This is a genomic window from Enterobacter sp. DVT3837 (assembly GCF_056238685.1).
Window position 1 is genome coordinate 233,671 of sequence record NZ_JBWDLA010000003.1, and the last position, 12,486, is coordinate 246,156.

Annotated in this window: 12 protein-coding genes; 5 read left to right on the forward strand and 7 right to left on the reverse strand. The window is 60.9% G+C overall.

What is annotated here, in order from left to right; translation table 11 throughout:
- Positions 1-152: 152 nt before the first annotated feature.
- The 4 genes from AC0XWG_RS24375 to AC0XWG_RS24390 form a co-directional block, all read right to left on the reverse strand.
- Entirely contained in the window at positions 153-971 is an 819-nt protein-coding gene (locus tag AC0XWG_RS24375) for a replication initiator protein A (RefSeq protein WP_425267602.1), read from the reverse strand.
- Between the two features lie 50 nt (positions 972-1,021).
- Positions 1,022-1,306 carry a helix-turn-helix transcriptional regulator gene (locus tag AC0XWG_RS24380; RefSeq protein ID WP_004883058.1) on the reverse strand — a complete coding sequence of 95 codons (285 nt, stop codon included), beginning with the start codon at positions 1,304-1,306 and terminating at the stop codon, positions 1,022-1,024.
- Positions 1,307-1,418: 112 nt separating this feature from the next.
- On the reverse strand, positions 1,419-2,186 hold the full coding sequence (locus AC0XWG_RS24385; RefSeq protein ID WP_004883055.1) for a DUF2285 domain-containing protein: 768 nt from the start codon (positions 2,184-2,186) through the stop codon (positions 1,419-1,421).
- A 343-nt stretch (positions 2,187-2,529) separates the two neighbouring features.
- Entirely contained in the window at positions 2,530-3,081 is a 552-nt protein-coding gene (locus AC0XWG_RS24390; RefSeq protein ID WP_004883053.1) for a DUF2958 domain-containing protein, read from the reverse strand.
- 79 nt (positions 3,082-3,160) lie between these two features.
- On the opposite strand from AC0XWG_RS24390, the gene AC0XWG_RS24395 reads away from it, so the two are divergent.
- Complete coding sequence (locus AC0XWG_RS24395) at positions 3,161-3,493, forward strand: helix-turn-helix domain-containing protein (protein ID WP_004883052.1); 333 nt, start codon at positions 3,161-3,163, stop codon at positions 3,491-3,493.
- A gap of 302 nt (positions 3,494-3,795) precedes the next feature.
- On the opposite strand, the gene AC0XWG_RS24400 is transcribed toward AC0XWG_RS24395, so the two are convergent.
- Entirely contained in the window at positions 3,796-4,110 is a 315-nt protein-coding gene (locus AC0XWG_RS24400) for a DUF736 domain-containing protein (RefSeq protein ID WP_004883051.1), read from the reverse strand.
- Between the two features lie 69 nt (positions 4,111-4,179).
- Between AC0XWG_RS24400 and AC0XWG_RS24405 the strand changes: the two genes are divergently transcribed.
- A complete protein-coding gene (locus tag AC0XWG_RS24405; RefSeq protein WP_174330000.1) occupies positions 4,180-4,551 on the forward strand; it encodes a hypothetical protein in 372 nt (123 codons plus the stop codon).
- 369 nt (positions 4,552-4,920) lie between these two features.
- Here AC0XWG_RS24405 and AC0XWG_RS24410 read toward each other — a convergent pair whose 3' ends face one another.
- Positions 4,921-6,987, reverse strand: coding sequence for a ParB/RepB/Spo0J family partition protein (locus AC0XWG_RS24410; RefSeq protein ID WP_004883050.1), 2,067 nt, complete (start codon positions 6,985-6,987; stop codon positions 4,921-4,923).
- 80 nt (positions 6,988-7,067) lie between these two features.
- Entirely contained in the window at positions 7,068-7,898 is an 831-nt protein-coding gene (locus AC0XWG_RS24415; protein ID WP_004883049.1) for a DUF932 domain-containing protein, read from the reverse strand.
- A 679-nt stretch (positions 7,899-8,577) separates the two neighbouring features.
- Between AC0XWG_RS24415 and AC0XWG_RS24420 the strand changes: the two genes are divergently transcribed.
- The 3 genes from AC0XWG_RS24420 to AC0XWG_RS24430 all read left to right on the forward strand — a co-directional run bounded on the left by AC0XWG_RS24420 (position 8,578) and on the right by AC0XWG_RS24430 (position 12,484).
- On the forward strand, positions 8,578-8,769 hold the full coding sequence (locus AC0XWG_RS24420) for a type II toxin-antitoxin system RelB/DinJ family antitoxin (RefSeq protein ID WP_004883046.1): 192 nt from the start codon (positions 8,578-8,580) through the stop codon (positions 8,767-8,769).
- A gap of 61 nt (positions 8,770-8,830) precedes the next feature.
- The gene (locus AC0XWG_RS24425; RefSeq protein WP_004883043.1) at positions 8,831-10,240 is read left to right on the forward strand and encodes a Shedu immune nuclease family protein; all 1,410 of its coding nucleotides are present in this window, start codon (positions 8,831-8,833) and stop codon (positions 10,238-10,240) included.
- Positions 10,241-10,345: 105 nt separating this feature from the next.
- Complete coding sequence (locus AC0XWG_RS24430; protein WP_004883041.1) at positions 10,346-12,484, forward strand: AAA family ATPase; 2,139 nt, start codon at positions 10,346-10,348, stop codon at positions 12,482-12,484.
- Positions 12,485-12,486 lie beyond the last annotated feature (2 nt).

Below are 12,486 nucleotides of genomic sequence, written 5' to 3' on the forward strand. Positions count from 1 at the left end.
TTTCTTGTTAGGGAAGTTAGAGGGGCCGCAAACCCGCGCCGTTATTGGCTTTCCGGCGTTTTCGTACTCCTGATAGCACGATAGGCGTACTCCCGATAGCACGATACCCGGTACTCCTGATAGCACGAGGCCGTCCACACCTTTTCCACGAGTTATCCCCGTGCCGTGTGCAGCACGGGCCGGAAGGTCAGCAGTTCTTGTCCGTCGTCCGGCATTCGCTCGATGCCCAGGACGTAGCCGGGCAGCGACTGCCGCGCCACCAGGACGCGCAGGTCGTAAGCGAAGTCGGAGAAGCGCGCAGCGCTGCCCGACTTGCGGTGCAGGTGCCGGAAGTCGAATTGCCAGCCGCCCGGCTGCTTGCCGCCGTGCTTGCGCACCAGGCGGTACAGCCAGCGCTCGATCCCGCCCTTCAAGCGGAAATAGGCTGGGTCGATGGTCAGCACCAAGGCGGCATCGAGCACGCCCGCATAGAACCAGTCCGGCAGGATCAGTTCGATGCCCAGCGGCACGCCGCTGGCATCGGCCAGTTCCTTCCACTCGTTGATCCACGAGAAGCGATGCAATCGCCTTCCCGTGGTTTCGCGGATGGACGTGGCCACCGTGGTCGATTGCAGCCGGTCGAGCGCGGCTTTCAGGCGCAGGTAGTCGTTGAGAGACGTGCCGCGCCCGATGAAGCGCAGGATCTCGTAGGGAGTGGCGCGTATCCAGCGCGACGGGCGCAAGCCCGCGTCGCGCGCCTCCACGATCTGCGAGGCGGCCCAAATCAGCAGGTCGGCATCCCATATCGTTGCGATGCCGTGCTCCTGCGTACCCTCCACGCGGATGGTGATGCCGCCGGCGCGGAAGTCGATCGGCGCGGTACGCCGCGACTTCGCCAGCGAGAAGAACGGAAAGGCCATCAAGTCCTGGCTGTCGCGGGGTGCCATGTCGCCCGGCAGCGCGCGGAACAGGTCGAGCTGTTCGCGCTGCAAGGCTTGCCCTGGCGGGCTGGACATGGCGACGGCCACCCACGCGCCAGCGATCAGCGGCCATCACGGTAATCGCCCGCGTGGCGTTCGGCATATTCCGGGTCGGAAGTCGCCTCGTAGCTGCGCTGGTCGGCCCAGGCATCGAGGTCGGACACCGCGTACATGACGCGGCGGCCGAACTTGCGGAACTTCGGGCCGCCGCCGATCACGCGCTGTTTCTCCAGCGTGCGTGGCGACAGGCGCAGGTACTCGGCGGCTTCGTCGTTGGTCAGGTAGCGTTGGGGCTGCGCAGGCGCAGCGACAGCAGCGGCGGCAGGCCGCAAGGGAGCGGGTCGCATGGGATGTACCTCCATCAAGCCCGGCCACACCACGCGGCCGGTTAGAGGCACTTTCAAGAAAGCGAGGCTGCTTGCTAAGGGACGATCTACGGGGGACGCGAAACGTCCCCCCCTACTGCAACGGCGGCGGAAGCTGTGCCAGGCGGCGATAGCCGCCACGCATCAGCGCATCGCCACGACGTACCAGCCGCCGCACGCGGGCACGTAAGGCGCTGTCCTTGTGCCAGTCGGCGGCGACGGCATCGGCGCCGAACAGCCCTTCGGCCACTTCGCGCAATGACGCGCCCGCCAGGGTCGCGTCGAGCGTCTGCAAGGTGTGCAGTTCCAGCACCGCGGCCGTCGTGGGCCTGGAACGGGCCGCCGCCGCAGGCGTGGCAACCGTGGCCACGGCCAATGCGTCCAGCTCGGACGCGAGCGTGCGATAGCGCGCGCAGGGCGTGGCGCAGGCGCGGGTGGCGTAGAGGTAGGCCATGCCGTCTTCCAGGCCCGGCGCGAGCGCGAGCCGCAGGCAGCAGCCGGGCCAATGCGACACCAGCACCAGGCGCTTGCCGTCGTGGATCAGTTGCTTGCGGCCAGGGACGCGCCAGAACTCGAAGGCATGGGCTTCGGGTGGCGGGTCATCGTCCGGGTAAACCTGCACGACGGCATCGTGATCGGGAAACCAGGCCGGATGCGCGTCGCGCGCATCCAGGGCTGGGTCTTCCAGCAGGCGCAGGCCCCACGCCTGCGCCGTGTCCGGCCGGCGGCGGCGGCGCAGCCAGTCGCGGCGGTAGTCGGGATTTCGGCGCAGGTATTCCCACGCCAGCGCAGGGCCGTCAAGGTGCAGAACGTAGAGATAGGCCGCTGTCGGATACCAGTGTTCGGCGCTGCGATCAGTCATGGCGAAACCTCCCTCTGTTTGGGATGCGTCGCCACGATTTCCGCGATGCGGGAACTATCGAAATGCCATCAGGTCGTCATCAAAATTGGTTAGGCTGTAACTGTCGGTGTCAAGACCATTTGGCTCTGCGTGTTGCGGAAATCGTCTGAATGCGACGGCTACGCCTTCAGGAAAATGACGCGCAGCACCGAACACCGTGCCGCAGCCCGCGCCCAAGATCAGGACTGTTTTCAACAGGATCGCACCACTTCGGTGCAAGAATGCGGATTCAGACCTGCACGGTCTTGATCAAGATTGAAATAGTCACGATGCGCCCCGGCTGGCTAGGCCGCGCTGGTTTTCATCAGTCCGTGATCGCGCCGTTCTCCTGCGCCAGCCGGACGTACTCCGATAACGGGCGCACCGCCTGGAAATACCGATCCCGCCGCACCGGCAGCTTGCGCGGCCCGACGATGCCCGCCAGGTCGGACAGCTTGACCATCCCGAGCTCAGGCATACCGATACCGAGGTCGATCAGGCCGTAGGCCGTGTCGCCATCCGCCGGGTCGAGCGACACCAGCAGCCAGGTCACATGCGCGTCCGGGGTGAACAAGCGCACCACGGGCAGCGGGTCGAGCCGCTGACCAGCGGCGAGCGCCGCGCCGTGGGCCAGCAGCCGGGCGCGTTCATCAGCGGTGACAAGCGGCAGGGTCATGGGCAGCTTCTCCACGAAACCGACGATGCGCGAATGCGCTTTGGTGCCGAAGCGCAGAACTGCCGAAACGCATCCGTGCATTCGTGTGGAAGCACCGATGTGCAAGCCATCGCATCCGTAGAAGAACAGAAGCGCCGAAGCGGAATTGTCGGAAGCCGGAAAGACACGGATGCGATTCCCCGGTTCTGTCGGAATCCGCATCTGCGGATTTCCGTAAAAGCACGAAAGCGGGCCTTTCAGCCATGAATGAACACTATAGATTGTAGCCCTATAGGGCGCAATGGGCTGTCATCTTGGTTTTTATGGGGAAACCAAGTTAGTGACAGCGAAACACTCATTGGCAACGGCAATACGGACAGTCAGGAAGGCGCGAGGCTTGAGCCAGGAAGCGTTCTCCGACGTGTCCAGCCGCACCTATATGAGTACGCTGGAGCGCGACTTGAAAAGTCCGACCCTGCACAAGCTGACCGAGCTGTGCGAGGTCATGGAAGTGCATCCGCTGACGCTGTTGACGCTGGCCTACGCCGGCGACGACACGCACAAGGCCGACGAACTGCTGGCGCGGGTGCGCCAGGAGTTCGAGGCCGTGCTGAAAGAGCGCGACGCGCCCTAGCGCGTCTGAATGCCCGCAAGCGGAGCGCGCAGCGCCGCCAGGCGCGAAGGCGTGAGGGATTGAAGCCGAATGGACATGACGCCATTGGCGGCATGGGGCGCAGCCCGAAAGCCCGGCGGCGCAATGCGCCGACACGCCATGCTGTTCCTACTGCCACGGGCTTCGAGCCATTCGACCATCACCAATGCAATGCTGGCCTTGGACATGCGGGACATGGGGCAACTGCCGAAACCCTGTGCGTGCGATGCTGCGATCAGCAGCACCGCGCCCCGCCGCAATGGGCGGGGCGCGGTGGGCGGCCGTCAGGCCGCCTTGGGCTTGCTGCGCGACCAGATGAGGTCGTGCGTGTCATTCTCGCCTTCGATCAGGCGGGCATAGACCGTCGCCGGGAATGAAGGATCGTCGATGGCCACCGACAGGTAATCCCGCCCGGCCTCGCTGGTTTTCTTCCACGCCGCGCCGAAGTCGTGGCCGGCCGCTTGCAGGCGGAAGTCCGGGGCGCTTTCGTTCTCGCCCTTGTCGTTGGGAACCAGCTTGACCTTGAAGTTGAGGGTCAGGGTGCGGAGCTGGCCGGTGAAGCCGTCTTTCTCTGCGGTGAAGGTGCCGATGTTAGCCATGATGATTTCTCCTTTCGGGTTGAACAAGGTCGCGCCAGTGCGTCCTTGTTGTGATCCGTCCGGCGGGGGATGGGCTGGCCGCACCGCGCAGCGGTCGCAACACCGTGGAGAACCTGGAAGCGAAAAGAATTTGTCCCGCGAGGAATGCGCGCAGCGCAGGGGGAATTGTTTTCGCTGGAAGGTTGCGGCCATGAAGCCCAGCCACCGCCAGGATTCACAACAACACAAGGACGTACTGGCCGCCCGCTCCCGAATGGAGGCATGGCCGACTCGGCATCCCCGCGCGACGGCTTCACCGGCCTGCGCCCTGACACGGGCAAGGACAATGCCCAGCGACAAGGTGAAAGCGTTCCTACCGCTGCTTGCGGCCCTTTGCGTGAGGCGTGGCGTGGAAGCTCCATTGCAAGGCCGGGCGGCGTGTCGGTGAACCGTCCTTCGTGACGTACAGGCGACGAACCGCCAGCGTCGAGGACGGCACGCTTTCGTGCAACCTGCGGCAGCAAGCCGGGGCGTAGCCCCACACGCCCGTCCATTGCGGTGGGGCGCGTTCGGAATGTCGTCGGCGCTGTGCGCCGACGCACTTATGGGCTTCGAGGGTTTCCCGCGCACAAGGTCACTTGTGCGCCGCCCCTTCGCCGTCCGCCCGAAGGCGGCGAAGGGGCGTTCTGGCTTTGGGCTTGGAAACCGGGCGCGGCCACCGCCGCGCCCGGATTTTTGACCATCGGCACCAGGGCGGAACGGCCTGGGGCCGATGCTGATGGAACAGCGAAGCGCCCCGGCCGAAACCGGGGCGCTCGGTGGTGGTGAAGGTCAGGCGGCGAGTGCGTGGGCCTGCTGCTCGTCGTCGTTGTCGATGGCTTCCGGCTCGTCGTTCGTCACCGCCTGCGGCGCATCCTGCGCCGTGGTGTCGTCGGTGCCTTCGGCCTTGAAGATGGCAGGCATCCAGCCGGTGCCATCGGCCAGCCGCTCGGCTTCGCTGGCAATGTCGGCCTTCTTCAACTTCGCCAGCCGGGTGACGTGCGCCGGGGCGTACTGCTCCACGGCTTCCAGAATCGCGGCCTTCGGCACATGCCGGAAATAACCCTCATTGGTGGGCTTCCACCATGCGGCCATGTCCAAGCCGACAGCCTGCGCCAGTTCCGCGCCCGGTTGCTGCGGCGTGGCGCGGGGTGTCACCACGTCCACCGTGACGGCCACGGATATCGCCAGCAGCCGCACCAGTTCATCTTGCGACTTCGCTAGCAGCACGGCGAACAGTTCGGCGCTGTCCTCCGGCAAGCCTTCGCCTGCTACCTGCTGCAACTCGCGCAGCGCCACGGCGGCGGGCGAATCCGGTATATCCGGGGCGATGCCTTCCAGCCGGTCTTGCGCTTTCAGGCTCACGCCCAGCGGCAAGTCGTGGCCGTAGTGGCTGCCCTGCAAGACGGTCTGCACCATGCCATGCACCAGCGCGGCCAGCGCCACTTGCGGATGCCGGGCGACTTCGATTTGCAGCGCGGCGGTGCGGTGGGCGCTCAACCGCTGCGCCAGCTTGTCGGACATGGCGGCGGTCTTGGGCTGCTCGTCGTCCTCGCCTTCGTCGTCGTTCCCGGCTTCGCTTTCGCTGCCGAAACCTTGGCGCAGGCGTTCCAGTGTGCGCAGCGCCTTGGCCTCGGCCTCGCGCATCAACCCGCGATGAATCACTGCCTGCCCGTTGCGGTCGATGGTGACGATGGCACCGGCTGCGGCCTTCACGGTCGTGCCGTAGTCCTGCAAGCCATCTTCCAGCGCCTGCAACTGCTCGCCCACGGCTTCGCCTTCTTCCTGCAAGGCATCGGCCTTTTCCTCGTCCTCGGTATCAAGCGCGTCATCCACGGCGGCGGCCAGTTCGTGCATCTTGGTTTGCAGCTTCTCGATGCGCTGCGCTTCGCGCTTGTTCGGTTCGCGGCGCTCCCTCGGCGCACGCTGGAAGGCGTGCAGGTCGGCATGGGTCACGGCGGGGGTGGCATCCACCCACGCCCAGCCTTCGTCCTTCACCTCGGCGGCGATACCTGCCAGCTTGTCTTGCGCCAGCCGTTCCAGCAGCGCGGCATCGGTCAGATACACGCCCGCGTCACCTTCCGCGAACAGGTCACGGCGCACACCACCGCCTGCGGCTCCGTAGGTATCCAGCCCCACGAAACGCACCAGCGGATGCCGGTATGCGTCAATCTCGCGCTCGGTGAGGCGGTCGCGCAATTGGGAAGGGTTGCGCTGCCACGTCGGCGCGTCGTAGAACGCGGTTTCCTGCGCGGCGTGGTCGTCGGTGATGGCAAGGGCCATCAACTGATCGAGCGTCACGGCTTCGGCGCGGTAGTCGGCCAGCAGCCGGGGCGAGACGTTCGCCAGCTTCAAGCGGCGCTGCACCACCAGCGGCGTGACGCTGAAATCGGCGGCTATGTCCTCGATGGGTCGGCCTTCGGCCACCAGCGCGGCGAATGCCTCGAACTGGTCGGCGGGGTGCATGGCTTCGCGCTGCACGTTCTCGGTGAGGCTGGCCGTGCGGGCGGTGCCATCGGCCACCAACAGGCAAGGCACTTCCCATTCCTTGCTGATGCGGCGCTTCTTCGCCAGCAGCTTCAACGCGGCCAGCCTGCGGCCACCGGCCACGACTTCGTAATGCTCGCCATCGGCGGCGGCAATGACGATGAGGTTTTGCAGCAGGCCGACACGCTGAATGCTCGCGGCGAGTTCGGGAATGGACATGCGCGGGGTCTTGCGCACGTTGCGGCCAGCAGGACGCGACACCAGCCGCGACAGCGGAACCAAAATCAGGTTCTTGGTCGGGTCGGCGGCTTCCAGCGGGATAGCGGCGGCGGTGTTGAGGGCGCGGGCTTCGGTTTGGGTAATGGCGTTCATGGTGATAACTCCTATCGGTTCAGGGATGCAGCAGCGAAGAAAGCGGCAAGGGCTGCTGCCTGCCCCTGCCGCGTGGGGAATCAGGCCTTCAACTGGCGCAGGCCATCGGCCAACATCCAGAGGGCGCGATTGAGGCGCACATCGGAATCAATGCCCTGCACGGGGCGGGTCTGCTGGCGGCGTCCGTTGGCGCTGCGGCCATGCAATCCGCCTTTGGTCAGGTTTTCTTGGGTGCGGTTGAACACGCTCCACAAGTCCGGGCGGCGGTCGTCGAACCGGCGCGGCATCAGGATTTGGCTTTCCGTGATGGGCGCGGGCTTGTTATCGGTGGGGTCGTACTTGAGGGCCAGCGCGGAACGGGCGAACACTTCGGCTTCGCCTTCGTCCAGCGTGATAGCGCGCATCAGGTCGCGGGATTCCTTCACGCGTTCGAAGCCGCTCAACACCTCGAAAGCGCCTTCGATGACAGAACCGGCCACGTCGCCCTTGTGCGGCACGCGCACATCGGCCACGGTATCGCCGCACACAAGGCCATTGCTGCAAACGAACCGGAACATTCCGGCCAGCATCTGATAGCTGCTGGTGCCGTCGTGCGAGTTCAGCAGCACGATTTCATTGGCTTCCGCGCCGTTGATCTGACTGGCATGGCGCAGGCGAATCATGTGTTTGGTGTAGTCGCGGCGGTCGTCGTGCCGCACGCGGGTTTGCGCTGCCATGAAGGGTTCAAACCCTTCCTTGCGCAGTTCCGCCAGCACGGCGGCGGTGGGAATGTAGGCGTACCGTTCGGAGCGGCTATCGTGCGGGGCCTCCGCGAAGATGGACGGGGCTACGCGGCGGATTTGGTCGTCGGACAGCGGGTAGTCACTGCGCAGCGTCGGGGAATGGGAAGCGAATCGAGATGCGAGTTGCATGGTTTTCTCCAATGAGTTGCTGTGGTTTCAAAGCTGACCGGATTCCAAGATTCGGAGCCCGTTGTGGCTTCGGTTGGTTCGGCGCAGAGACCTGGGCCGGTCCTGTTTGCCGCCGTCTTTCCTGAGTTCATCGCCCGCGAAAAACCGGGCCAGCGAGGGACTGGCCGTCAAGGGAGAAGCGCAGGGTTGGTGCGGCCCGCAGCGCAGCGAGGACTCGGCCCTGCGCGCCTTGACGGCCAGGCACCGCGGGCTACGGTCGCGGGAAAAAGCGATGAACTTGGGGAAAGACGAACAGCGGCCAATGGGCCAGGGGGTGCGCTGAAACCAACGCCGCGCGGCGAGCGCCCCTGCGTGCCAGCGGCACGCCTAGCTGGATGGCTGTTGGTCGATCAGGTGCAACCTGTTCGGTGCATGCGAGGGGCGCCAAGCAAGGCGCGGCGGGGATGGGCTGTCCAGCCGATCCCCTGGAGGGCAAGCGCCGCGCGCAGGCCAGGAGCGAAGAGACGGCCGGAGGCATCAGGGATCAAAGCCGCATGGCCGCGACTCGGCACGAGGCGCGGGGCAACGCCCGCGAGCCCGACGGCGGCACGCCGGGATGCTCTACTGTTCACAACAAAATGTAAGTGACGCAATAGTACTTATGAGCCACAATGTAGCTACATCTATTGTGAGCGCAACAATGGCAAGTAACGACGTCGTTCGTGCCCGGATTGACGGGCAGATTAAAGAAGCCGCAACTGTTGTTCTGGCTGAAATGGGGTTATCAATTTCGGATGCGATTCGGATGCTGCTGACCCGAATCGCGGCAGATAAGGCACTCCCCTTTGACATCAATCGTGTGTCGTCCGATTCTGATCGGAAGGCACCATAAGGTTGCGCTGAGGCAAGGCCCGCAAATCGTTTCTCTGAACAGTAGGGATCAAGAATAGTTCATGGCATCTATCAGACCTTCAGCATTCAATCAACGTGAGCGTTTGGACGGCGGCCCCTTCCTTGTCATTGAAGCAGCCGAACCGGAAGAGGAAGGCATTAACGTTTTCTTCACTGATATTCCCGCAGCGGAGCGCAAGCCGGATTCGCCAATAGCGAGACTGCTCAATGTGTGTCCAGACAGATTGACCATTTGGCCTCTTAATATTCGAGAAGATCGCGACGATTACCTGCAACCTAAATACGGCACCCTTGAACGCATCGTCGTCGCTCGGCCTGTTATCGAGCCCTACATACTGCCAGAGACTACTGACGATGTCGTTGGGCTTCTTGAGCAGTTGCCGGATGGGTTTGCCAAAGATTTTCGATTCGGTTTGGGGCTTCTGTGGGAATATCGGCAAATTTGCGAAACAGCCGCCAGCTTAGAAAACGTAAGCATACTCATTGTCCACAAAGGAAATGACGCGAAAATTGATTCGCCATTCTTTATTCTCGGAATAAGAAGATTTCATGAATTAAGAAAAGAATTAAATCGCATAGCCTCTCGCCACCAGAGAGACGCGCGCAAGGACAAGCAATTTCATGTCTACCAGACCTTATTACATGCTGCCGATTCAGCACAATTTCCCGCTCTAAAGAAGAGCGTAAGACCTGATGCACTAACGGAAATGACCGATGGTGGGCGGCAGCATGTGACGCTTTCCAAGCGTGATCGGCGCGCCGCTGTTCGCATGGTTCAAGACAATATAGAAGCACTGGCGGAATCTGAGCCGCGCTCGCTGCTGGCATTAAAGAATGATATTGAGCTCATCACACTGAATCAACTGATTGAGCGATACCAGGAAATGCTTGGAAAAGGACTGACGGAAAGCAAGTGGCAAAGCTTCTTTCTGGAAAATCCTTTCATACTTAGTCTTGCATTTGCCGTTCCAGCCATGCTGGTTCAGGGGCAAGCTTATGCAGGTGGCAAGCGACTTAACGGGTCCGGCGGAAAATTTTCAGATTTTCTATACGCATCCGCTTCCACGGGCAATCTTGGCCTCATTGAGATAAAAAAGCCGCAAACCGAACTGCTAGGAAAATCTCCCTATCGTGGAGATGATGTTTTTGGCCCATCGACAGAATTGGGTGGAGCGATTGCTCAAATTCTAGATCAGCGTTTCAAATTGCAGAGTGAACTACCCGTCATAAAAAATAACATGAACCGATACGACCTCCACAGCTATGCGGTTCGCTGCATAGTTGTCGCTGGCATGACGCCACAAGAGCATCAGCAAAGAAAGTCATTCGAGCTCGTTCGAAATGCGTTCGCAGAGATCGTGATCGTGACTTTCGATGAACTACTTGCAAGGCTAACCGAGATTAAAAATGCGCTCCAACCGATTCCTACCTTAGACACGGTGCCGTTCTAAAACCAACTGACAGTTGGCCATTCCGTAGTTGGGATCAATGGCTGCAGTGTTCAACCAATCCATCGGCCGATCGGCATGTGGATTTCAACAACAAGATTGAATCAAATGCATATATCCAAGCTCAGCCTGGTCAACTACCGGAACTTTCCCAACACGAAGCTGCTGTTCCAGAAGGGTATCAACACTGTCATCGGCGAAAATGGATCTGGCAAAACCAATCTCTTTCGCGCAATCAGATTGCTGCTTGATGACAACATGATTCGCTCTGCCTACCGGCTGGAGCATACCGACTTTCATCGCGGCCTAGGGCGCTGGCAGGGACATTGGATCATCATCAGTCTTGAGTTTGAGGAAATCTCTGCGGATGAATCAGTGCAGGCGCTCTTCCGACATGGGACGGGCGTAATTGAGGAAGAGGCGAACGGCAAGGCCACTTACAACCTGATCTTTCGTCCGAAGAAGGAAATCAGGCTGCGACTTTCTCAATTGAACGATGGTGATCAGGCAGGCCTCGACGCTATCCTGAACCCGGTCACCATCGACGACTATGAAACGATTTTCACAGGTCGGAGTGAAGCCGACTTCAACGACGAGGCCTTCTATAAGGATGTGGTCGGCGACTTCGCGAATGTTCGATTCAATGAAGAGGTTGAATTTCGTGTTATCGGCGCGAAGATTCCGAACGTGCTGTCCGTCTCCAAAGAAATTTCGTTCACTTTCGTCCAGGCGCTACGGGACGTCGTCTCCGAATTTCACAACAACCGGACAAATCCGCTCTTTTCGCTTCTGAAGGGCAAGAGCGGCGATATCGACCCCGTGGCGTTCCAGGCTATCACCGACGGGGTAAAGGCATTGAATGACTCCATCGAAGCGTTGCCAGACGTGCAGGTCGTCCGGACGGATATCAGAGACACCATCAAGGATGCGGCGGGTGAGGCGTATTCGCCGTCTTCTCTTTCTATCAAGTCGGATCTGCCAGACGAAGCTGACAAGTTGTTCCAGTCGCTCAAGCTGTTCGTTGGCGAATCGGGGGAGAGCCACGAAGGACCGATCCACGAGCTGAGCCTTGGTGGAGCAAACCTGATATTCCTCACGTTGAAACTGCTTGAATTCAAGTATCAAAAGGCTAAACAGTCGATCGCCAACTTTCTGCTTATCGAAGAGCCGGAAGCTCACATTCACACACATATCCAGAAAACACTGTTCGACAAGCTCAAATACGACGACACACAGATCATTTATTCGACCCATTCGACGCACATCTCTGAGGTCAGCAATGTTCAGAACGTGAACATCCTCGGCAGAGAAGGTGATCGTTGCGAGGCATACCAGCCTGCAATTGGCCTAAACCCAGAAGAGATCGGCAACATTCAACGCTACCTGGATGCTGTCCGTAGCAACTTGTTGTTTGCCAAGAGCGTCCTCTTAGTGGAGGGCGATGCAGAAGAAATTCTCGTTCCGATCCTGATCAAGAACGTGCTAGGCGTCAGCCTTGATGAACTCGGCATCAGTTTAATTAATATCCGCAGCACTGGATTTCAGAACGTCGCGGTTCTTTTCGATGATGCCCGAATCCGGAAGCGGTGCAGCATCGTCACCGACCTTGACAAGTCCATCATTGACACAACGCCGGCGGCGGGAGACTCCGAAGGGCTGCTCCGGCGCAAGGGCAAGTATCAGGCATCCCAGGAAAAAGGGGTCGCCAGGAAAGCGTTATTGGAAGACACCTTCAAAGATAACGGGTGGGTTTCTCCATTCTTTGCCCCCCATACCTTCGAGGTCGACTTCATTGCCGCCGGCAATGCGCGTAAGGTGGTCGGCATCCTTCCTGATGTCTACAAGGATGCACCAACCATCGCGACGGCCAAGGCGGAGCTCGAATCAGCGGACATCGCGTTGTTCGGTCAGCGCGCATTGACCATGGCGGACAACTACGGCAAGGGATGGTTTGCCATCTTGCTGGGAAAGAAGATCGATCCGCAGACCGCCATTCCGAAGTACATCTTGGACGCCATCGCTTTTGCGCATCCGGTGGTCACTAAGGAAGTCTGGTTTAACGTGCTGAGCTACCGCGTGAACTACATCGATGCAGAAGATATCTTCACTGCGTCTGCCGTATTCGACGACTTTAGGGCCAAGCTGCTGGCCTTCCGAAATGGAGACATCGACTTCGTCGGCATCCGAAACGAGATGCTTGCCACGTTCCCAGATGATCGCATCAACGATGTACTCGCGGTGTTCTGATC